General features: G+C 55.2%; 19 protein-coding genes and 2 pseudogenes. 2 read left to right on the top strand and 19 right to left on the bottom strand.

Annotation, left to right across the window (positions count from 1 at the left end):
* Nucleotides 1–5: 5 nt before the first annotated feature.
* From ACWIUF_RS06925 to ilvN, 3 genes are all read right to left on the bottom strand, one after another.
* Nucleotides 6–137, bottom strand: coding sequence for a hypothetical protein (locus ACWIUF_RS06925; RefSeq protein WP_448571554.1), 132 nt, complete (start codon nucleotides 135–137; stop codon nucleotides 6–8).
* Nucleotides 138–194: 57 nt separating this feature from the next.
* Nucleotides 195–1,022 (bottom strand): substrate-binding periplasmic protein, encoded by an 828-nt coding sequence (locus tag ACWIUF_RS06920; protein WP_448571553.1) that lies wholly within the window; start codon nucleotides 1,020–1,022, stop codon nucleotides 195–197.
* 112 nt (nucleotides 1,023–1,134) lie between these two features.
* Nucleotides 1,135–1,668 carry an acetolactate synthase small subunit gene (gene ilvN, locus ACWIUF_RS06915; protein ID WP_448571552.1) on the bottom strand — a complete coding sequence of 178 codons (534 nt, stop codon included), beginning with the start codon at nucleotides 1,666–1,668 and terminating at the stop codon, nucleotides 1,135–1,137.
* A gap of 326 nt (nucleotides 1,669–1,994) precedes the next feature.
* Here ilvN and ACWIUF_RS06910 point away from each other — a divergent pair, with 326 nt between their 5' ends.
* Complete coding sequence (locus tag ACWIUF_RS06910; protein ID WP_448571551.1) at nucleotides 1,995–3,044, top strand: Gfo/Idh/MocA family oxidoreductase; 1,050 nt, start codon at nucleotides 1,995–1,997, stop codon at nucleotides 3,042–3,044.
* Nucleotides 3,045–3,148: 104 nt separating this feature from the next.
* Here the strand turns inward: ACWIUF_RS06910 and ACWIUF_RS06905 are convergent, their stop codons facing one another.
* The 8 genes and pseudogenes from ACWIUF_RS06905 to ACWIUF_RS06870 all read right to left on the bottom strand — a co-directional run.
* A complete protein-coding gene (locus ACWIUF_RS06905; protein ID WP_448571550.1) occupies nucleotides 3,149–3,751 on the bottom strand; it encodes a hypothetical protein in 603 nt (200 codons plus the stop codon).
* A 76-nt stretch (nucleotides 3,752–3,827) separates the two neighbouring features.
* The gene (locus tag ACWIUF_RS06900) at nucleotides 3,828–4,337 is read right to left on the bottom strand and encodes a hypothetical protein (RefSeq protein WP_448571549.1); all 510 of its coding nucleotides are present in this window, start codon (nucleotides 4,335–4,337) and stop codon (nucleotides 3,828–3,830) included.
* A gap of 254 nt (nucleotides 4,338–4,591) precedes the next feature.
* Entirely contained in the window at nucleotides 4,592–5,647 is a 1,056-nt protein-coding gene (gene egtD / locus ACWIUF_RS06895; protein ID WP_448571548.1) for an L-histidine N(alpha)-methyltransferase, read from the bottom strand.
* A gap of 151 nt (nucleotides 5,648–5,798) precedes the next feature.
* Nucleotides 5,799–7,475: a DUF3352 domain-containing protein gene (locus tag ACWIUF_RS06890; RefSeq protein WP_448571547.1), complete on the bottom strand. Its 1,677-nt coding sequence runs from the start codon at nucleotides 7,473–7,475 to the stop codon at nucleotides 5,799–5,801.
* Nucleotides 7,476–7,541: 66 nt separating this feature from the next.
* Nucleotides 7,542–8,153 (bottom strand): hypothetical protein, encoded by a 612-nt coding sequence (locus ACWIUF_RS06885; RefSeq protein ID WP_448571546.1) that lies wholly within the window; start codon nucleotides 8,151–8,153, stop codon nucleotides 7,542–7,544.
* Between the two features lie 287 nt (nucleotides 8,154–8,440).
* Nucleotides 8,441–8,893, bottom strand: a complete 453-nt coding sequence (locus ACWIUF_RS06880; protein ID WP_448571545.1) for a DUF3598 family protein — start codon at nucleotides 8,891–8,893, stop codon at nucleotides 8,441–8,443.
* Nucleotides 8,894–8,926: 33 nt separating this feature from the next.
* Nucleotides 8,927–8,995: pseudogene (locus ACWIUF_RS06875) on the bottom strand (DUF3598 family protein); the annotation flags it as partial.
* 44 nt (nucleotides 8,996–9,039) lie between these two features.
* Nucleotides 9,040–9,276, bottom strand: a pseudogene (locus ACWIUF_RS06870) (DUF3598 family protein); the annotation flags it as partial.
* Nucleotides 9,277–9,468: 192 nt separating this feature from the next.
* On the opposite strand from ACWIUF_RS06870, the gene ACWIUF_RS06865 reads away from it, so the two are divergent.
* Nucleotides 9,469–10,680, top strand: coding sequence for a glycoside hydrolase family 10 protein (locus tag ACWIUF_RS06865; RefSeq protein ID WP_448571544.1), 1,212 nt, complete (start codon nucleotides 9,469–9,471; stop codon nucleotides 10,678–10,680).
* A gap of 171 nt (nucleotides 10,681–10,851) precedes the next feature.
* On the opposite strand, the gene ACWIUF_RS06860 is transcribed toward ACWIUF_RS06865, so the two are convergent.
* The 8 genes from ACWIUF_RS06860 to rpoD form a co-directional block, all read right to left on the bottom strand.
* Nucleotides 10,852–11,796 (bottom strand): glycosyltransferase family 2 protein, encoded by a 945-nt coding sequence (locus ACWIUF_RS06860; RefSeq protein WP_448571543.1) that lies wholly within the window; start codon nucleotides 11,794–11,796, stop codon nucleotides 10,852–10,854.
* An 85-nt stretch (nucleotides 11,797–11,881) separates the two neighbouring features.
* On the bottom strand, nucleotides 11,882–12,811 hold the full coding sequence (locus ACWIUF_RS06855) for a glycosyltransferase family 2 protein (protein ID WP_448571542.1): 930 nt from the start codon (nucleotides 12,809–12,811) through the stop codon (nucleotides 11,882–11,884).
* Complete coding sequence (locus tag ACWIUF_RS06850) at nucleotides 12,808–13,740, bottom strand: glycosyltransferase family 2 protein (protein WP_448571563.1); 933 nt, start codon at nucleotides 13,738–13,740, stop codon at nucleotides 12,808–12,810. Before ACWIUF_RS06850 ends, ACWIUF_RS06855 begins: the two co-directional genes overlap by 4 nt.
* Complete coding sequence (locus ACWIUF_RS06845) at nucleotides 13,740–14,834, bottom strand: glycosyltransferase family 4 protein (RefSeq protein WP_448571541.1); 1,095 nt, start codon at nucleotides 14,832–14,834, stop codon at nucleotides 13,740–13,742. The genes ACWIUF_RS06850 and ACWIUF_RS06845 overlap by 1 nt, the downstream gene beginning before the upstream one ends.
* A 6-nt stretch (nucleotides 14,835–14,840) precedes the next feature.
* The gene (locus ACWIUF_RS06840) at nucleotides 14,841–16,130 is read right to left on the bottom strand and encodes an ABC transporter ATP-binding protein (RefSeq protein WP_448571540.1); all 1,290 of its coding nucleotides are present in this window, start codon (nucleotides 16,128–16,130) and stop codon (nucleotides 14,841–14,843) included.
* Nucleotides 16,131–16,135: 5 nt separating this feature from the next.
* Nucleotides 16,136–16,999 (bottom strand): ABC transporter permease, encoded by an 864-nt coding sequence (locus ACWIUF_RS06835; RefSeq protein ID WP_448571539.1) that lies wholly within the window; start codon nucleotides 16,997–16,999, stop codon nucleotides 16,136–16,138.
* Nucleotides 17,000–17,173: 174 nt separating this feature from the next.
* Nucleotides 17,174–19,402 (bottom strand): DNA primase, encoded by a 2,229-nt coding sequence (dnaG, locus tag ACWIUF_RS06830; protein WP_448571538.1) that lies wholly within the window; start codon nucleotides 19,400–19,402, stop codon nucleotides 17,174–17,176.
* Nucleotides 19,403–20,095: 693 nt separating this feature from the next.
* On the bottom strand, nucleotides 20,096–21,388 hold the full coding sequence (gene rpoD / locus ACWIUF_RS06825) for an RNA polymerase sigma factor RpoD (RefSeq protein ID WP_448571537.1): 1,293 nt from the start codon (nucleotides 21,386–21,388) through the stop codon (nucleotides 20,096–20,098).
* Between the last annotated feature and the right edge of the window lie 733 nt (nucleotides 21,389–22,121).

The following is a 22,121-nucleotide window of genomic DNA, read 5'->3' as shown; positions in this document are numbered from 1 at the left end:
CCTTTTCACAGCGAATCTCCCCACTTTCCCAACGCCCCTGCCACTGCCATCATCTCAGTGTACTCAAATTCATTGGGGCTGGATTTCACTAGGGGATACGATTCCCCATTGCGGGCGATCGCCAGCCGCTTCCACATCCACCTCTGGTGAATCCTAGGCCAGCACATCCACTTGCCGATTCCCCGATTCAGCCATTAGGTTGGATAACTACTGAGGGGAACAACCTCCGGTAAATCAGGCGCAATGCCCTGGAACCAGCGTTGATAAAGAGCGTTATAGCTGCCATCCTCAATCAAGGTAGCGAGGGCTTGGTTCACGATCGCAACGGTGGGCGATGTCTTAGGTACAGCAATGCCATAAAATGCCTCCGTTAACCACGGGCGGGCCACCGTGATCTCCGTGAGTCCTTGCTGCTGAATGAAAAACTGGAGAATGGGTGCTTCATGAACAACCCCATCCACCTCCTGCTTAACGAGGGCGGCCAACGCTAACTCCACACTGCCCGATAGGAAAATGCGGCTATCTGACCAGGATTCAATCCACTTCGCTGCCCAGCTATGCCGTTGGACCGCAATGCGCTTCCCCTTAAGACGCTCTGGCGTGTTGAAGTCTGGGTCGCTCTGGCGGTGGGCGATCGTCAATCCGGTGCGAAAGTAGGGGCGAGAGAACGTAACTTGCTCTAGGGCTTCCGCCGTAATCAAAATGGCACTCATGGCCGCATCCGCCACCCCCAAGTTCAGGGCAGGCACCATGCGATCGAGGGGTAAACTTTGAAAGCGAATATTGACCCCAGCCGCTTGGCCAATTAACCGCATGAGGTCAATGTCAAAACCCTGGAGGTCCCCTTCGCTGGTCCGCCACTGGAAAGGGGGAAAAACCGGATCAGTGGCAATGACCAAGGTTACCCCCGATGCGGCATGGGTTTGGCGGGGCAAACGCACCTGACAGTTGGCTAGGAGCAACACACTGCCACTCCCCAGCAGGAATTGGCGTAAAAACTGCGATCGCGACACACTGGGCATAGAACGTTCCGGCGGGCAATAGGGCCAGCGGTCAGAGGAAACTGCCTCAGGATATCAAACGAACACCAACCCGGCACCTCAGGCCAACCCGGAAGGGCTGTTTGGCCCTACCTTACACCTTCGCGCTGCCGAGACGGGCTTCGAGTGACTTCAGTAACTCGGTGTTGACGCCAGACTCCCGTGTCAGGACGATCTTGCCGGTGCGGGCGATTTCGCGAATCCCAAACTTCTGCAACATTTGCACGATCGCCACCATCTTGCCCGGATCACCCACAACTTCCAGGATCACCGAGTCGTCAGACACATCAACGGCCCGCGCCCGGAAAATCTGGGCAATTTCCAAAACCTCGGTGCGGCTGGTGCTGGGGGCATTCACCTTAACCAGCATTAACTCCCGTTCTACACAGGGGACTTCGGTCACATCTTGAACCTTGAGCACATTGATCAGCTTATACAGTTGCTTCGTCAGTTGCTCAATCACCTGATCATCGCCAGGGACTACCATCGTAATGCGGGAAACCCCCAGTTGTTCCGCTGGCCCCACGGCCAAACTTTCGATATTGAAGCCCCGACGGGCAAACAAAGCCGCAATGCGGGATAAGACCCCCGCCTCATCTTCAACCAGGACAGAAAGTGTGTGTTTCATAAGCGTTCACCCGGCGCTACGCCGACGATCGTGGCAACCGATCACTAGGAATACCTTCCTAGTATAGAAGGGGACCCCAGCCCCAAACCCACCCGGATCTGAAGAAATGCCAATAAAAGGCCCAAGCGGCAGTCCCCCTCTCCCTCGCCCCGTCTTTGCATACTTATCGGGAACCGATCGTGTGCTTAGAAATTCTTTACAGATGGGACCGCTATGTTACTATCTGGATGGTTTGAGGTCGCACTTATGCTTATTGGCTGCATAGCCGTGGTGGAGGAGATACAGGAGTGCAAAATCGAAGAGGATTAGCGCATTTGGAGACTCAGATGCAGCGCACCCAGCCTGAACCAATTCGGATTGGGGTAATTGGTGTGGGCAATATGGGCCAACATCATACCCGTGTGCTGAGTCTGCTCAAGGATGTGGAACTGGTCGGCGTGTCCGACATCAATATGGAGCGCGGGATTAACACCGCCAGTAAATATCGGGTTCGATTCTTCGAGGACTATCGCGATCTGTTGCCCCATGTGGATGCGGTGTGCATTGCGGTGCCAACGCGGCTACACCATGCGGTGGGCATGACCTGTTTGCAGCAGGGGGTCCATGTCCTGATTGAGAAGCCGATCGCCGCCAGTATTGCCGAGGCCGAGTCCCTGGTGAATGCGGCAGCAGAGTACCACTGTATTTTACAAGTGGGGCATATTGAGCGGTTTAACCCGGCATTCCAGGAATTGAGCAAGGTGCTCAAAACGGAGGAATTGCTGGCCCTGGAAGCCCATCGCATGAGTCCCTATTCCGATCGCGCCAATGATGTGTCGGTGGTGCTGGATCTCATGATCCATGACATTGACCTGATGATTGAGTTGGCGGCGGCTCCGGTGGTCAAGCTCACGGCCAGTGGCAGCGGCACCTCTAGTTCTGGTTATCTGGACTATGTGACAGCGACGTTGGGGTTTGCCAATGGGATTGTGGCAACGTTGACATCGAGCAAGGTGACCCATCGCAAGATTCGCCGGATTGCGGCCCATTGCAAGAATTCGCTCACGGAAGCGGATTTTCTCAATAATGAGATTCTGATCCATCGCCAAACGACGGCCAACTATATGACCGATTATGGTCAGGTACTCTACCGCCAGGATGGCTTGATCGAAAAGGTCTACACCAGCAACATTGAGCCGCTCCACGCGGAGTTGGAACATTTTGTGGGCTGTGTGCGGGGGGGCAATCAACCGTCAGTGGGTGGTGAACAGGCCCTCAAGGCCCTGCGCTTGGCCAGTTTGATTGAACAGATGGCCCTGGATGGCCAAACCTGGCAGGAGTCGGAGCTGGCTAAACAGTTGACGCGGACGGCCAATGTGACCCCGATCGCGGTTTAAGGGCCTTTCAGTTAGGCAATCCGATTGGGGTTAGCCATCTCGTGGCTGCTACCCCCCAAGGCACCAAGCGCGCCAAGAAACACAAAGGCGAGGAGCAACGTGTTTCAAGGGGTCTGGGTGTTTTGGATTTGCTGGATGAGGGTCTGTTTGTTGGCTTTGGCCGCGACTTGCAGGCCCATTGTTTTGGCGCGTTCGCGCAGTTCCTTGACCGTTAGCTTTGGCAGATCTTCGGTAGATTGCTCGGGTGGCTTCAGTTGGCGCAGGCGTTGTTCGAGGTAGACCAGGAGTTGCTCTAGGCGGAGGGCGCGATCGATCTCGGCATCCGTGTTCGCGGTGCAAAGCAGTTCGTCGGCTTCCTGGCGGAGGAGTACCCGGCGGGCCTGGAGGCGATCGCGTAGGGGACGCTGATCCGGTGGCTCTGGTTGATTAGGGTGATCCGGTGGCTCTGGCTGATGATGGGGGAGAGCGGGGAGGGCTTCCGTTAGGAGGTCAGCCGCTGCGTGGGCAGTAGCCGTGGCCACTGTGGCAAATTCACCCACCGCCCGATAGAGTTCGCGATCGCTTGCCTGCATCCGTTGTTTCACGCGCTTTAATTGGTCAAGCGTCAGGTCAAAGCTATCCTGTAGGGTTACAGGGGCAACAACTTCAACCGCAACCGGCTTGGGGGCTGGCGGCGGCGCAACCTTCCGAGGTGCTTGTTTCGGCATGGGGGTGATCTCTGGAAAGGGAACTGGCGATCGTGGGGAGCGATCGCCTTAATAAGTCTACTTACCGAGTTGTTGTCTACTCGTCTAATAATGCCTTGCCAATACTCCGGGGATCTTCGCGGGTCCACGCATCGGGATCAGGCTCCGGCGGTTTGGGCTTGACACCTCCCACCTCTTGGTTGAGCAGTCGATAGACCGCCCGCATCATACGATTAAAGCGATCGAGGAGACTGAGACTTTGATTACCCTTAACCGCTTCAAACTCGTCTTTGACCTCATCAATCAATGCCTTTTGGTTGCGGCTAACTACCGCTAGCTCGTCCAGGACGGCATACAGTTCCTGTTTCTCCTGGGCAACCAGGGCCAGGGTTTGCATAACATGGGCTAATTGCTGTTCCTGATCTTCCAGTTGCTGACGTAACTTTTGGACTTTACCGGCAAATTGCCCCCGGCTGATGGATAGTCCTTTGTAATGCTGCCGCAGATCAAGATACACCTGTTCTAACTCATGGCGCTGAAGTTGGGAGGGCTGGGGCGGGAAATGACTGGTGGGCGGATATTCGCGAAGGGTGGTAGACTTCGGCATTCGGCGGCTCTCCTAGCACTGTACGATCGCAAGGTGAGATTGGGTTTGAACCAAGGTAGGTCAAGCCGTTACCCCGCTACCCCCCAACCCTATGCTGAGCTTGCCCATGACGCACCGTTCAAGCTTAAGTAATCGAGAAGGTTTTAACATTACTTCATAATTTGAGCGTAACCAGAGGCAGTCAGGGGGGGGACAACCACGCGGACACGCCGGGCACCCCGGTGACACCCAGATCGGGGGGAGCGCGCGGTTCTTTAGTAGCCCCGTTGGCACAGGACGAGGGCAAACCAGTGGTGCGGATCGGTCCAGGTATGCTGGTGGTGTAGGGTGTGAACTTGTAGAGTGTCGATCAAATGGGTTAACTCAAATTTGCGGGAGACTTCGGTCAGGATGGCTTCGCCGCTGGCGATCGTCGTTGCAAACCCCAGTGCTTGTAAGCGAACCGTCTGGGTCTGCTGACAGTCAAGGTACATCTCGATCTGGTGATCACGGGTATTGTAAAGGGCGCGATGCTGGAAGTGTTCAACGGCAAAGTTACCCGCAAAACGTCGATTCAGGTGGCTCAGCAGGTTAAGGTTAAAAGCTGCCGTCACCCCTTGGCGATCGTTGTAGGCCGCTTCCAGGGTCGCCACGTCCTTCTGAAGGTCTACCCCTAGCAGGCAATAGTCCCCCGGCTGGAGGGCCGCGCTGACCTGCTGAAAGAAGCGATCGCAGGCCGCTGGGGAAAAATTACCCAACGTGCTCCCCAGAAAACAAACCAGGCGATTGGGCAAGGTGGCAGCGGGGAGGTTTGCCAAGGCTTGCTCATAGGTCGCAACCCAGGCCCGAACCTGAAGCTGGGGATAGTCCTGGAGTAACTGCTGAGCACTGGTTTCTAGAATACCGGCACTGATATCGATCGGGGCATACCAGAGGGGGCCGCCTAGCCGCGTATAGGCATCTAATAAATAGCGGGTTTTGCGGGCACTGCCGCTCCCTAACTCCACTAGTTCACAAGGTCCCGTGAGGTCGGCAATGTCGTTAGCAAAGGCTTGCAGAATTTGGCCTTCCGTGCGGGTGAGATAGTATTCCGGTAGCTGGCAAATCTGCTCAAATAGCTGGGACCCGCGATCGTCATAAAAGTAGCGACACGGAACGGTTTTGGGCGTTTGTGTGAGGCCGTTAATGACCTCTGCGGCCTCGAGCTGGAGCGCCGCACTGGGCAGAGCGGCGGGAGCAAGGTGGGTAATGTGGAGGCGATCGGCATAGGTGTGAAGGGCGGACAGCTTGGCAGTGGCAGTGGCAGCAACAGACGTGGGCTTGGGAATCATGTCCTTGGATAGGGAATAGCAACAGCAGGGGAAAGGGTATGAGTTCACCCCTCAGCATTATCCCAGTCCAGCGAATCCTGGTATCAGAAATCAGCCTGAACGTGTATCAGCTATCACCCTCCGCGAGGGGATTATCCCCGCAGTGACCGGATTATTGACGCTTGAGCGCAATGATCATCGTGATCTCCCCCCGTGTGGGTTCGGGCCAGGTCAAGGTTAGGCCGACGCCCTCAATGGCATTAAGCAGGACGATCGCGTCCGTGGGGAGGAGGGGCGGCGATTGCACGGGCGTGGGCTGATTTGAGCCGTGGGCAATGTTGAGTTGTAGAAGCGTTGTGATTTGCGCCACATCTAGGTAAAGGTAGCCCGCATTGGGGCTAGGTAACGGCTGGGTGAGCGATCGAAACCGTTGACTGTGACTGAGGGGGGCGGTCGGGGCTAGGGCCAGTTGCTCCAGTGTGGTCGGCCCACCGCTCAGGGCAATGAACAGGAAATTGGGATCTTGCCAACCATAGCCCAACCCGGTGGGGGTCTGGGTATGCTGCCAAAGGGTGACAGGCCGATCGTCAATCGTGCCCGGACGAACCTGGTAGCCAGTAGCCGCCGCCCGGGTATTAAGTTGGGCCAGCGTTGCCTCAGCCGCCGCCCGATCGGCCACCTCCAGGACCAGCGCTCCCCCCCAGCCCCGCGTACTGGCATCCGTTGCAGTGGCGATTGCCCCCAGGCCAAACTCACCCCCCAGCCAGCCAAAATCCACCTGGCTCAGATCAATCCCCCAGCGATCGCGTTGTTGTTGGAGAAACCGTTGCCACGGGTTGGGGGGCGTCTCCCCGCTGGGAAGGAGGGTAGACCACAGGGCGGCCAAGTTCTGGCCACTGATCAGGGCCATTGTGGTATGGGGGAACTGGGCCAATACCCGACCAGCGGCGGGCTGGTAGTCAACCCCTGGAGCGGCATCCCGCAGGTAGGTCAGTGCCTGAAGACGCAGCCCAACCCCCTCCACACCCATCCCAAGCGCCATCGACTGGACGGCCTGGGCCGGGAAGGGCAGCAGGGAGGCCGTACCTTGGGGACCCAACCGGGGCATCTGTGGCTGCAAGGTTGAATAATTGGGCAGGTACAGCCGGATGAGCGGGGTCTCCATCCCCCAAGTCTCAGACAACAGGGGCTTGACCTCCGGCTGACTGGCCCATGTCGGTTGCTGCCCCCGGTAGGCTGCGATCGCTTGCTCCACCACCGCCCGCGCCGGTGATAGGGCCAGAAAATCCCCCAGGATAGCCGTATAGGTGACGCCCCGGGGCGTGGCAATTTCCGTGAGGGTCACCCCCGCGATCGGGGTTTCGGTAACCGTAACCCCCGCGATCGTCCGCAGCCGATGCGCAGTCCGCAAGGCCCGTCCCCGATCCCGAATCCCTAGCAATAACAGGGGGCGTAGGGTTGGGCCTGAATTCGCTGAGTCTGAATTCGCTGAGTCTGAGTCCGTGGCGGCGGTGGGGATCACCCCAATCATCAGGCCATTGATCCAGGGACGAATATCCTGCTCGTAGGACAGATTGAATTCCCGTAGCAACATCGGTTGCAGCGCCACCGCATTCCGCCGGAGGGCTGCTTGGGCAGCAGGCGTACCAAAGGCTTCGAGGGTGCCCCAAGCCTCTGGTGTGGTCGTGATGTAGGTGGCCATGACGACGGAGGCGGGCATGACTTGAGCTGCCGCGCGGGGGTCTGCGATCGCCGTGGGCTGGATCTTGAAGTAGTAGTAGGCCCCAATCCCAACCGCCACCACTAAGGTTGTTCCGATCAGGGCAGGAAGCTTTTGTTTCAGTAGCATGGGTGATCCGTCGTCACAACCGGATACCGTGATGAGGCCGTGATGGCCATGTGCGAGCGTCTTAGATTACATGACCCAGCAGGCCGCTGCCCCCAGGCTGGCCAAGATCAAACCAGGAATTGCCCGAAAAGGCAAGCGTTCCACGGAGTCCGATTCATCCAGGAGGGCGGTAATCTCAAAGTACCAAAACTCTAGATCGACACCATACAAGGACGAAAGGGCTGGGATGCGGTTAAAAAGCTGCTCCATTTGCGCCAAGCTCAGGGCACTGACGGCATTAATACTTTGCATAAAAACCGGATTCAGACGCAAGGTATCTAAAATCGTCGGATACAGGTCCTCCGGGTGGAATGACAGCTCATGGACCAACCAATGCAGCCACTCTAACAATTCCCGCACGGGGATCATCACGGGTTGGGGTCCCTGGGGCGAGGCTAACTGTAACCAGCGAATCCGGGGGAAGGTGTACTCGATCGCCGTGGCGGGCATCCCCCAATCATTACAGCGGGAGAGGGGGATCAGGCTCAGGTATTGGGTTGAAGCGGTGGAGCGCAGGTATAGCAGACCGGGTTGAGACTCCAAGAGAACACTAATGGCAAAAGTCGCTTGGCCGCTACGGCTGGCGAGGGAAGGGAGCACCCCCCGCAGTTGGGATTGTAGTTCAAACTGTTGTTGCATCCTATCCCCGTCCTACTGGCTGACCACTGCTAAGCAATACCTGCAATACCTGCAATTAATACCAGATGCGACGAATCGCCCCTTCCTACGATCGGGTGGAAGTCTCACAAGTTCCCCCGCTTTCCCGGTTCTGTCGATGGCAAATAAGTTTATATGTACTATACTATATTGCGTGTCAGCGGCCTACCGAGGTGTCAAAAGATGGCGGGGATAGTCATCGAGGCTGTGAATTTGGCAGGTAAGATGCTGACCCCACAGTCTGTTGAATTCATTTTCGCATGGGCCGATTACGGATGCTTGGCCACCTTATGCTCGATCACGTGGGTGGCGCTGACCCACTCCCCTTTTTCGTTGTAGCTGCGAATCAACCGCTGGCGTTCGGTCGGTGTAACGAGCCACCCCACTTCGACAAAGAATGCCTGCCGCAACTGGATCTGGGTGGGGAAATGGCTAGCGGTGCCGTCGGGTAACAGCAGCATCCGCCGTCCCGACTCGAACGTGAGTTGTTGGTCCGCAATATGGGCGATCGCGGTGAGTTGACGATCACCAAAGGTCAACTGTTGCCTTAACTGGTGTTCGGCGATTCGATCGATGACCAGATGGGTTGGATAGGTTTCCGAGGGTTGCCAATCCGCATAAGCCGTCGTCGCGGTCCCCTGCCACTCGCCCAATAATTGCTCGACGGTGAGGGGGGGCCGTTCGATCGCGGAACTCCCCCGACGGAACTCCCGGATCAACACTTGGTTACTGATTTGGCCCTGGCGATCGTAGAGTTGGACAAACCGCAGGCGGCGATCGCCCGCAACAAAGCCATACTCGGCCCCGAACTCGCCATAGGGCGCGAACTGAAGGGACCCTTTAGAAAAGGCCCCCGTTGCAAAAAAATGGTTTGCTTGCCCAGGGTTTGGTAGGTCTGGGAAATATCTGAGATGGGGGTACTCCCGTAGCCCTCTGGACCGAAACGCTGCAACCGAAAGTGGACAACCTGGTTATCTTCCGTGCCGACCAGGGTGAGCAGGGAGGGGGTTGACTCACCCAATTCCCCCGTATTGGCAACGGACGTAAATGACCCTTGCCATTCGCCCAGGTTTTTGAGAAAGTTTTCCCAATTGTGCTCGATCATCAGCCGCCCCCCCTTATCTGTCGCCCAGAAGGCATCACCTAAGATTGACTCTACCGAAAATTGGGGGTCCCGCAACTGACCTGTACGGATAGACCAGGGAACTTCTGGTAAAGTTTTGTAATCCGAATGGGTAGTCAATTCTGGCCGAAAGCCATAGGATAGGTCCCTAACGCTCACTCAACACGCCCGACCATGAATATTCCCTTCGCGCTTTCGCACGGGTGGCCCGTTCTCCGTTGGCGACGCGTTGCCCTAAGGTACTGCCGCCGTCGTTTGCTACCGCTGCTCTTTACCCTCTCGTTCTGTGCAACGTTTCTGGTGGCGACTCCCACGCCCGCCATCACCCAACTGCCGCGATCGGAAATTCGCGGGGTGTGGATCACGACCAATGATGCCCCGGTGGTGCGCGATCGTCTCCGGTTACAAGCGGCCATCCAGCAACTGAAGCAATTGAACCTGAATACCCTGTATCCCGTGGTTTGGAATGCGGGCTATGCCATGTACCCCAGCCAGGTGGTGCAGGAGCGGGGGATTCAGTCCTTTACCTATCGCGGGATGGATGGGCAAGATACCCTAGCGGATCTGGTGGAGCAGGGGCATCGGCAGGGGATGCTGGTCGTTCCCTGGTTTGAGTTTGGCTTCATGGCCCCCCCCAGTTCGGAATTGGCGACCAAATACGCCCAATGGTTAACCCAGAAAATCGATGGGGGCTATACCTCCATGAGTGCTGCGGGCGAGGTCATGTGGTTAAACCCCTTCCGACCTGAGGTGCAGCAGTTTATTACGGATCTGGTCCTAGAAATTGTGACCAAGTACGACGTGGATGGCATCCAGTTTGATGACCACACCAGCCTGCCCCACGAGTTTGGCTACGATTCCTATACCCTTTCGCTCTATCAACGGGAAACGGGTAATGCCGCCCCGCAGCCGAGCAATCCCGCCTGGGTGAAATGGCGGGCCGATAAGATCACGGCTTTTATGGTGAAGTTGCACGAGGCGGTGAAGGCGAATAAGCCCAACGTGATTTTCTCCGTTTCCCCCAACTACTACGACTTTGCCTACAAACTCCACCTGCAAGATTGGCTGGCCTGGATACGGCGCGGTGCCGTTGATGAACTGATCATGCAGGTTTACCGTCCCGATCTCGCCAGTTTTGTGGAGCAAATCAGTCGGCCAGAGGTCCAGGAAGCTCGTCAGAAAATTCCGACGGGGATTGGGATTCTCACGGGGATGCGCAATAATCCCATTCCGCTGTCCCAAATTCAAGCCCAGGTTCGGGCGGTCCGGGAACGCAATTTGGGGGTGGCTTTTTTCTACTATGAAAGCCTATTGAGCTACGCCCCGGAGCCAATGGCCGATCGTCAGTTAGGGCTTCAGGCGCTGTTCCCGTCGCCAACACCATAGGTGCGATCGCAGGTTGGGCACTGATTGGGTATTGAGCGGATAACAGGGAGATCGCGGTTAAAACCGCAACTACAAACTTTAGTATGTGGCTTGTCCTAAGTGTTGTGTTGCGTTTGTAGGGGCGACTTTAGTCGCCCAAACGGCTTGTTTCTGGACTTTCCCAACCCCCGCTTAGGGGCGGCCTGCTGGCTTCAGTAATAGGGCCAGTACACTACGCCAATAGTCCCATCGCCAAGGATTCAGGCGCAGGCAACGCCAACCCGCCTTTAACGCTGCCCTCTTTTGTCCCGACTGGTGGTCTCGCCAGGCCTGTCCGATGAGCTGGCCTTGGAGGTGGGCGATCGCGCTCAGTTGGCCTTGCGTGGGGGAGGGTGCCGGGGTGGGAAGGGCTTTGCCCAGTTGGAGGTCATCCTGTCCTTGGGTGAGGCGTTGGTGTTGCAGTTGGCGGGCGATCGCTTCGTAAAAGTTGCGCTCGTCCTCAGATTTGGTATGGGTGATCGAGGTTGGGTGTAACCGATAGTAATAGCAATTTTCCGGCTGATACCAGACGCGACACACTTCACCTAGGCGCAGTTGCAGATCGATATCTTCACCGGTTACAAAATAGGGACGACATCCCCCCAGCGATCGCACAATCTCGGTACGAACTGCAAAGGTACAAAAATGGGTGCGGACACGGCCCTGACGCAGTTCGTGGGTGATTTCTTCAGCCTGGTCACCAGTGGCCAAGGTACTGACTAGCCTGCCGCGATCGTCAATGGTACTAAAACGGCCACACACCGCTCCAAACTCTGGATGGTTTAACAACCACTCAACTTGTTGCTGTAGCCGCTGGGGGGGATAAAAATCGTCAGCGTCACAACGCATCAAAATTTGCCCCGCAGCAGCCGCTAGACCCCGGTTAAAGGTTTCGGCAATATTCCTAGCGCGACTTTGCAAAATCCGGATTCTTGGATCAGAGAAAGCCTGTACTTTGGCTAATGACTGATCCTGCGAATCATCGTCAATGACGATAATTTCTAGATCGGTCTCTGTATTTTGCAGCAATGAAAGAAGTGCCTTGCTGATAAAATTTTCAGCATTATGCATAGGCACTAGAATACTCACAAGGGGCATGGTTAAGAGGCATAGTTAAGGGGCATGGTTAAGGGGCATAGTCAAGGGGCATAGTTATGATTGGGATACTGATTGGAATCGGGATTTATTTAGCGGAGGGTAGTGGTTTAATCAACGCAACGAGGAGGAGCTTCCAGCCCGCGATCGCCCAGGGTAATTTTTGAATTGCTTTCAGACCGTAGATAATAGCCGTTTGACGTTGGCGGCTATTAAAAGCCCACCAGCCATACTTCAACATGAAATGGTGTTGGGAGGCGCGATCGGGTCCCGGTCGCCACAGGGCAGTGGCCTCAAAACGGCCCTCAATGCCCCGTCGTTGCCAAGCCCGTTCACACACTAACCGTCCTTCTTGCCGTTGCTGCTGACAATACAATTCACTTAAGGATCGGTCATGTAATCGGTACTTAACTACGGGTTGGGCCAGATTCGCGAGTTCCCCGATTTCGCCTAAACGTAACCACAGATCGAGGTCGTGGGCCAGACCTAGGGTTTCATCATAACCGCCAATGGCCGCTAGGGCGGTACGGCGCAGCATAACACCGGGATGACACAGACTACTGTGGCCCGCTAGGGCGGCGGCTTGGATCTCTGAATTGTCCAAGGGCAAGCTGAGGCAGGTCAGTAAGCGTCCCTGGTGATCAATGAGGATCTGGGCACCACTCACCCCGACAACCTGGGGATGTTGCTCTAAAAAACTGACCTGTCGGGCAAGGCGATCGGGCATCGCCACATCATCCTGCTCTAGGACAGCGATAAAGGTGCCCCTAGCCCGCTGCCACAGGGCGTTGAGGGTGGGGGTTAGACCACGATTTTTCTGGGTGTTCAGGTGGATGCGAGGGTCTTGAGAGGCATACGATCGCAATAGTTTCAGAGAGGCATCGGTTGAACCATCGTCCGTAATCAGTAGCTCAAAATCGGGATAGGTTTGGGCGAGAACACTTTCAATGGCCGCCGCCACATATTCCTGACCATTGAAAACTGGCATAATCACGGAGACGATCGGCGATTGACTCATCGGGTAGCTGATTGGGGTAATGGTTTACTGAGGGAACAGATCAAGAGTTTCCAGGCTGCCAGTGTGAGGGGACTGAGCATGAGCGCCCGCCAGCCATAGAATAGGGCGGTCCAACGTTGGGCGCTATTAAAGGCCCACCAACCATATTTCAGCATATATTCCAGTTGAGAGGCGCGATCGGCGGTTGGACGGAAACGACACCCCGTGGCCGGGATGCGGTAGGACAAGCCGCGCCGCTGGCAGGCGGCATCAAAGATCAGTTGGGCATTTTGCCATTGATTGGCTTGCTGATCGGAGCTAATCGATTGGGTATGGATGCGATATTTAACAACGACTTCTGGTAGATTAAAGACCTCGCCAATTTCAGTCAATTTTAGCCACAAATCTAGGTCTGAACCCGTCTTAAATCGTTCATCATAGCCATTCACCTGCTGTAAGGCGGATTTGCGGATCATGGCGCTGGAATGAAGAAAGCTGGTATGCCCTTCCAGTAAAATTTTTTGGATCGTTTCGTTATCCTCGGCCATCCGAATAGTGGTTAAGATGCGATCACGCTCGTCAATTAAGGTAAAGGCTCCCCCAAGCCAAACACAATTGGGATGATGGTGCAAAAAGTCTACCTGGCGCTGTAGACGATCGGGTAAAGCAACGTCATCGGCATCCATGACGGCCAGTAATTCGCCCTGGGCCAGGGCCAGGATTTCATTGCGGGTGGCAGGAACACCCCGATTCTCACGGCTGGATAGGCGAATTCGGGGATCTTGAGCAGCATAGTGCTGGAGTATTGCGAGGGAGCGATCGGTGGAACCATCGTCAATAATAATGAACTCAAAATCCTCAAAAGTTTGGTGCAGAATGCTCTCGATCGCGGCTTTAAGGAACGATTGAGAGTTATACACAGACATGGCAACCGAAACCGTTGGTGGCATCATGGGGTACGATATTTTGCGACGATCTGTAAAAATCGATTGACCTGATCGTGGGGATCAAATTCTGGCCGCTGGCTATTCTCATAAGCCTTGGCCGATAGGGCGGCATAAAGATCTGGGTCGTGGCGGAGACGCTGTAATGCCGCAACATACTCGGCTGGATTATGGGGAGATTCCACTAAGATACCGCCTTCACCTAGGGTAAAGGGAATACCGCCAACCTTAGCCGCGACGACCGGAATACCATTGATATGAGCTTCCACAATCACACGACCAAAAGTTTCTTTGAAATGGGAAGGAACCAGTAGGATGTCTGTGACTTTGTAGACACGTCGCATATCTGATTGATTTTCCCAGATAGTGACATTAGGCAGGTCACGAACGTCGGCTAAAAACTCATCTTCTTTACCCAGATACCGAAACCACTTACCCTTGACAAAAAGAAAGTTTTCCTCTGGGAGTTGACGCACAATTTGATTTGCCACCTCTAGCCCCTTCTGGGGAACCGGGTTAATAAAGACAATGTACTGACGTTGGCGATCGCGAACCTCGTACTGTGAGCGATCAACAAAGGGTAAAATCACCTCAACGTCTTGGCCAGTAATCTTTGAAGCGATCGCCGCCACAAAAGGGGAATTGGCAATAACATGTATCCCTTTTGCGATGGGATTTTCACGTTCAAAGTATTCCGCCACCCGTGCAAAGTAGAAAGTTAAATACCCCCGATTAACTGCATGATTCAGTAGACAACAACGGGGATCATTATCGCCTAGGACGACATCAGGTTGATAGGTGTTGAGGTGCTTATCCAAAACCTTGAGAAAACGAGCCTGATTAGCGAACTTGGCAATCAGCCGCCAGCAGGGATACCCCAGATCATCATCGCGAACAGTTGGGAAGGGAATGCGGCCTTGTCGGAAAGATTGCCAAAACTTGGCTTGAAAATGGGGCGATCGAATGCGTCGTGTGCAAAGAACTTCTACTTGCCATCCTTGCTCTACTAGAGCTTGCAAAAGAAATAGGGTTGAGCGAACCGCGCCCCCGATCGAGTCTGGATAAAAAGTACGCTCAGTTACATACAGCAATTTCGGCATTGGCAATTATTGCTCACTTTGCAAAGACCAGGAATGGGGTTGATAAAACTGTGCCTTACCTTGACCCGGTTGTTTACGAACTGCAAACCTAAAATAGTCAACCCGATCGAGGGTGTAGGCGGGCGGATCACCCTGGGCTATAAAAACTCGCATGGTATAGGTTCCGATCCCTAACCCCAAATATAGCATCCTGACGCAAATCTCGTGTTCTCCTGCGGGCAGATCAAGGCAGACCTGATCATCATAGCTATTGAAAAAAAGTAGGGGATCACCTTCTTCCTGACTGAGATCACGAATCGCAATCCGAACACTGACCCTGCTAATCGCCTCTCTGGCCCGACATCGGATACAGAAGTCAACCGGTTGACCACTGCAGGGGGAAGTCTCTAAAATGTGTCCATCTTCACGAAAAAACAACCCTGTAATATCCAGGCCATTACTATTTTTTAGATCTTTCTCTGGTCGGAAAAATTGGCCAGTGATTTTTTGCGAATCCTGAATAAATAAGTCTTCTTCATAGCGCTGCATGGCCGTATGGGTGTCACCCCAAAATATAGCTTCACCCTTTTTTAAGTAGATGGCTGAGGAACAAATAGCCAGAATGGTGTAGGCATTATGGCTGACCAAAATAAAGGAAGTCCCCTGGTCTTTGAGTTCTCGCAACTTACGATCGCACTTCAGACGAAACTTAACGTCACCAACGGCCAGCACCTCATCAATCAGCAAAATATTGGGCTGCGTATGGACAGCACAGGCAAACCCAAGACGGGCGGCCATGCCAGAGCTGTAGCTATGAACCGGAGCGTCAATCGCTTCACCAATCTCGGCAAAGTCAACGACCTGATCAAACTGTTGACGAATCTCTCGATTACTTAACCCCAAAATTGACATATTGGCATAAATATTTTCGCGTCCCGTTAAAACTGGATTAAACCCAGCTCCTAAGGCAATGAGGGGCGCAACTCGGCCTTTGACTTTGACTTTACCCGTATCAGGTTTAATAAGGCCACTGATAATTCGGAGTAGCGTGGTTTTGCCACTACCATTGCTGCCGACTAAGCCCAGAGCTTCCCCCTTTTTCAGGGTCAGACTCACCTGCTGGAGTGCCCAAAACTCTCCCTTGCGGAGGGTATCACTGTGTCGTCCTAGGCCCAAAATTTCACTGCCAATGTCCTGGATGCCATACATCAACGATCGCTTTAAGCTACGGCAAAATTTCTTAGAAACCTGATCTACCGTCAGGACAATCTCCTTACTGGCCAAGGACTGATCAACCGTGTCAATCGCACTATCCATCAGCATTAAGCACTCATCCGTTCAATAACAAAAGGGAGTGATAGGCGATAAATCAGCCAGCCCAACAGGAGACTGGCGATCGCGAATAGACTGGCAATCCAGAAAGGGGTACTGTCGGGCACCATACCCACCGTGGCCAGATCACGGGCACTCACCAAGAGGGGGGTCACCGGATTCAACTGGACGAGGGTGGCAAACAGGCCAGACTGGGGAACGGGGAAAATGACAGGCGTGAAAAATAACCAGATGCCAATCAGCAGGGTTAATCCTTTAGAAACATCCTCATACAGTCCCCCGATCGGGGCCAAAATCAATCCAATGCCTGTCCCTAAAGCAATCAAGTGAATTAAGGCAACCGGAGCCAGCACGATCGTCCAGGGGACGGATATCTTAAACCAGATGAATAACCCAACAATTAAAATTAACTTGATGCCAAAATTAACAAAAATTTGACCTAGTTTAGCAAGAATAATGGCTTCGCGGGGGAAGTTAATCCGAACCAGCATAGGTTTGGCCGTCGTGATCGCCTGGAGGGGACCAATGAGGGCCTCCGTAAAGGTTTGCCATAGGGAGACACTAAACATCACATAGGCCGGATAGGGCAGCTCCGTCACCCCCACATTGAGGACATTGGCATTGTTAGCAAGGGTCAGCCCGATCGCCGTCACGATCGGGGGAACAAAGGCCCACGCAAAACCCAAAAGCGACTGACGATATTGGGCACTCATGTCCCGCACCATGAGCCGCCAAGCCAACTCCCGCGAGGCGAATAAATCCTGGCCCATTGCTTTCAGGAGAGCAAGGGGGTGTTGCAGACGACTGTCTGGGGTATAGACCACTTCGGGTAGAGGGGAATCGGGCTTTGGCATTAGCTCCAGTGGCACTAGACAGCAAATCCTATACAAGCAGCAGGCTCGATACGGTCGGGAGCATCCCAGTTTGGAAAAGCCAGCCTCCCGCTTGTTTAACCCAGTTCTTGCCTAGGATACCCAGGTTCTAGCCGTTTGTACCATCACGCCTCCCCATCATACCCGGAGATACCCCTATCCCAGGGGCGTTCGGATCAAATCACGGGGGGTAACCCAGCGTTGCTGATCCAATTGCTGGAGATAGCGCTTTTCTTTGTAGTACTCCTCCTGATAAAAGGCTTGACGACGGGACGCTTCGGCGGTGCCATCCGGATCGGGGCCTGACCCCGTTGCGGCGGTGGCAGGGGCGATCGTGGCGTGCGGATCAGCATTGGTGGGAAGATTGGCAGTGGGGAGGACAGCGGCCAGTTCTTGATTGAGGACAGCTTGGATATGGTGGAGTTCACGGTTAGCCACCTGCTTCAAGTGTTGGAGGGCTTGCTCGCTGGGATTGCCCACTGGATCAGCTGCGGTTGCCAGTGCGGTTTGCAGAGAGTCAATGTGGGCCTGGGCATCGCGCAGAACTTGGGGATGGGTCACGGCTTGACTCACCTCTTCCCACATTTTCAATAAATGACGGCAACGCTTTTCACACATGATCCGCTCCAAACTCGCCGAGGCGGTGCGAATCACCAGGGCTGGCCGATAAAGATCGAGGGCGGCCTTCTCATCCAGTTGTAGGAACGGTTGAATCGCCTTGAGGAGGTCTGGTTCCTGGCTCCCCCGATCGCGTAGGGCTGTGACCAAATCCACTGTTGGCAGGTAGGGATAGGTATCGGTGGGGGGGGCATCGGGACCTAGGGCGATCGCGGTTTCTTCGATCGCCAGAATTTCCCGCCAGAGGAGCCGGTGGTGGGAGAGGCTCAACTCCAACTCCCGCTCCGCCATTGTGGTGCGCACCGTGGGTCGGTAGTTGGGGCAGTGGAGATAGATCAAGAGCAACTGGGCTTCCGCTGCCTCACGGAGGTTGAAATCCGCCGAGCGCTCCCACTTGTGGGACCGACCATGCCAGCGTTGGCCCCGGACCTGGGTGCGGAGATCATTTTCATAGCGCAGCGTCAGGCGGGCATCCCCCTGGCTCAAGAGTTCAGCGCAGTGGTGGATGTAGTGGGTGCGGAGCGTCGCGTTGGGCAGTTTGCCCAGCAATTGCACGATCGCCAGGACCGTGGCCTGGAACTGATCCGCCTGCTTGAGATCCTTGCCGACTAAAATTTGCTGGATCTGCCAGTCGAGCCAGAGGGGCGCTTGGCGCAGCAGTTCGCGGTAGTCGTCCGCCGTCTGGCGCTTGAGAAATTCATCCGGGTCCTTGCCATCGGGGATCGTCAGCACCCGCAATTGCACTTGCCCCTGGTAGGCGAGATCTTCCACTTCGCCGATCGCCCGTTGGGCTGCCTGGGTCCCGGCGCGATCAGCATCGAAATTCAGAATAATCTGCTTTGACTCGGTGTAGCGCAGGAGTTGGTGAATCTGGGCCGTACTGAGGGCTGTGCCGAGGGAGGCCACTACCTGGGTGATCCCCGCCGCATGGAGGGCGATCACGTCAAAATAGCCTTCCACCACGACGGCCTGATCGGTTTTGGCGATCGCCGCCCGTGCCTTATCCAGGGCAAATAGGGTGCGGCCCTTGTCGAACAGATCCGTATCCGGGGAATTCAAGTACTTGGGCTGTTCATCCCCCAGTGCCCGCCCCCCAAAGCCAATCACCCGCGACTGGAGGTCATGGATGGGAATCATCAGGCGATCGCGGAAGCGATCGTAATAGCCCCCGCCACTTTTACGGGGCACAATTAACCCAGCCTGCTCCACCAGATCGACGGGATAGTGTTTTTGGGTCACCAGATACCCGTAGAGTGTCTCCCAACCCGCCGGGGCATAGCCCAATTGAAACTGCTGAATCGTCTCCGGGCGCAAGCGGCGCTGTTCATACAAATAGGCCAGGGCCTGCTGTCCCTGGGGTTGGCGGAGCGCATGTTCATAAAAGCGGGCCGTCAGGGCCAAAATCTCGTAGAGTTGCTCCCGAACCGTCAACTGCCGCTGCAACGCCTGGCGTTGCTCCGGTTCCAGAGGGGTGACGGGCACCTGGTAGCGTCGGGCCAGATCCAGGACAACATCGCTGAACGAGCGCTGGCCCAGTTCCATCAGAAACTTGATCGCATTGCCCCCGGCACCGCAGCTAAAGCAGTAGTAAAACTGTTTGCCGGGACTGACGGTAAAGCTGGGGGACTTGTCATCGTGGAAGGGACACAGCCCAACGAAATCCTTACCCCGTTTTTTCAGCACCACGTGTTCCGAGACGACATCCACAATGTCGGCCCGCTGTTTCACCTGGTCAATGGTATCCGGATGCAGACGGGGAATGTCCATCGGGGTCCAGCGTTAATCACACCCAGCAGCAATACTAGTTCTATTGTCACTGAAAATTCCCGATCGCGGCGTAGGGAGTTGCCTGGGTTTCGGTGGTCAGGGGTGATCCGGCATTCGGGCACAGCCAGGGGGGGCAGCCATGATAGGGTCAAACGATCGTGCCTTGCCTCCCCTGGAGGATGGCCGCGTTCAAGCACAGTCACCCCGCTCCACGGTCAGGCTCACCGGGCGCGATCGGAGGTTTCGCCAGGACTATACCCCCTCGCCTCGCCCAAAGCCCCCGCCTAATGTCAAGTTTTTGTTACAAACAGTCGCACAGGGACTAGGCATTTACGCCTATTTCTGTTAATTTAATGATCAGGAATTTATATAAACTTAACAATTACTTTTAACTAATTTTCCCTTGGATACCCCTAGGCACTCCCACGGCGGAGTGCTTTTTTCTGCCCTTCTACCGATGCTGTCCGATCCTAACAGGACCCGTATGCCAGGGCAGCGTCAAACTTGACAGCGTCAAACTTAAGGGCTGACAGCCTGATTGGCTGACAAAACTCGAACCGCCCTCACCCCAACCCCTCTCCCAGGGCGCGGCTTTTGCAGCCGGTTTTGGGATGGCAGGCCCTTCGCCCCTAGTGGGCGAAGGGATTTAGGGATGAGAGCAAAAGATTAGTCAGTCAACCAGGGGGGGCTGCCTTAGCGGATATATTCCTTCAGAACACTATTGCGATTGGGATGACGCAACTTCCGTAGGGCCTTGGCTTCGATCTGGCGAATGCGTTCGCGGGTAACGTTGAAGATCTGGCCAATTTCCTCCAGGGTTTTCATCCGGCCATCATCCAGGCCATAGCGCAGGCGCAGTACATCCCGTTCCCGGGGGCTGAGGGTGCCGAGGACACCTTCCAAATCCTCCCGCAGTAGGCTCTTGGAGACTTGATCTTCCGGCGTTTCCCCATCGGACTCAATAAAATCGCCCAGGCGCGAATCCTCTTCCTTCCCGATCGGGGTTTCTAGGGATATCGGCAACTGGGCGGACTTGGCGATAAAGCGCAATTTCTCGATCGTCATTTCCATGCGGGTCGCGATCTCTTCTTCCGTTGGCTTGCGACCCATCTCCTGGGACAGGAGTTTCGTGGTCTTCTTGATGCGTGAGATCGTTTCGTAAAGATGCACCGGTAGGCGAATGGTGCGCGACTGATCGGCGATCGCCCGCGTAATGGCTTGCCGAATCCACCAGGTGGCGTAGGTTGAGAACTTGTAGCCCTTCTCGTGATCAAATTTCTCAGCGGCCCGGATCAGCCCCAAGCTGCCTTCCTGGATCAGGTCTTGGAACGAAAGACCCCGGTTCATATATTTCTTGGCGATCGAAACCACCAGCCGCAGGTTGGACTGCACCATTTTATCCTTGGCCCGTTGCCCTAGGTACAGATTGCGGCGAAACTCCGGCAACCAGCCATTACCGCGCTCGTCCCATTCCTGGGCCAGTTGGGCATCCAGCGCTCGCCGTTTTTCCTCCACCTGCTTATCGGACGGCTCCTTCCCGGTAGCTTCCCGCAGGATTTCCCGGACGCGATCGCGCTTCCACACCTCCTGTGCCCACTCCACATGGGTGGGGGGTTCTTCTAGACGCTCGTGGAGATCCTCCTGGACCTGGTAGTAGTAGAGCAGGCGCGAGATCTCCCGTGCCAGTTCAATTTCCTCGTCTGCCCGGAGGAGACGAATGCGACCAATCTCCTGCAAATAAAGGCGGATTGAGTCTTCGGTGTAGTGTTTTTTCTTGACCTGTGCCTTGCGGCGGCTGGAGCGGCCTTTCGCGCCTTTATCGCCGTCCGAGTTGGGCAAGGCGTTGGCTAGCTCCTGATCGTTGTCCTCATCCTCATCGGTTAAGAGATCAACTACCCCATCGGTAGCGTATAAATGCGCCTCTTGGAGGGTGTCATCCTCTACGGCTGGAGTCATTACCTCAAGTAGGGTTTTAGCCTGGGTCATGCCGCGTTCCTCATGCTCCTTTCTTGCAAGAACCTAATACTATAAATGAACCGTTATCCAACCCTGACCCTTGATCAATAGCTGATCAATTCTAGGGAGATCATGCCAGCAATCGCCCGGACATGAATGGATTGACCTCAATCGCCTGCTAGCGGCAAGCGTGGGGGTACAGCTTTCCCAGAGCTTGTCTCTGGTTAAATGAACCCTGATGGTTTCTCGTCAAATGATTGTCCTTAAAAACACAAGGTCTCTCCGATTGTAGCCTGTCTCACAGAAGACGCATGTCCCTTTGGCGGATTCATAACGGATTAATTAGGGTTCCCTTGATAAAGTTTAAGTGAAGCGACCCGGTTCAACAACCTGATCCCCTCTGAGTCAGCCTTCATTGGACGGGGCAAGGGCTAGCCGAACAGCCTGCGCCGAGGTGAAGCGGCTTGGCCAACCCGTATGGGCTAGGGCCGCCGCCGATCACAATGGACGCCCAGACTGGTCTTGGGCGCAACGCACCATTCCTCGTGACTTACGGTCGGTTTGTCGTCCTGGATCTAGCGCGCACCGACTCAAGTCGTTACTCCCAAGGTCAGGCAGTGACTTCGGTCAACGCAGTAGCCCCCACGCTAGCTCACCATGCCTAAAGTCGTGACTACCTAACGTTGCGAAATTTTATGCCCACTGGACTAGGGTGAGGAAAGGGCGCTGGCACCTTCAACTGGGCTGGGGGGCTGGGGGGCAG

It is taken from the genome of Trichothermofontia sp. (genome assembly GCF_053493415.1).
Note: the sequence above shows the minus strand (reverse complement) of the source record. Positions and strands in the feature narration are given on the sequence as shown.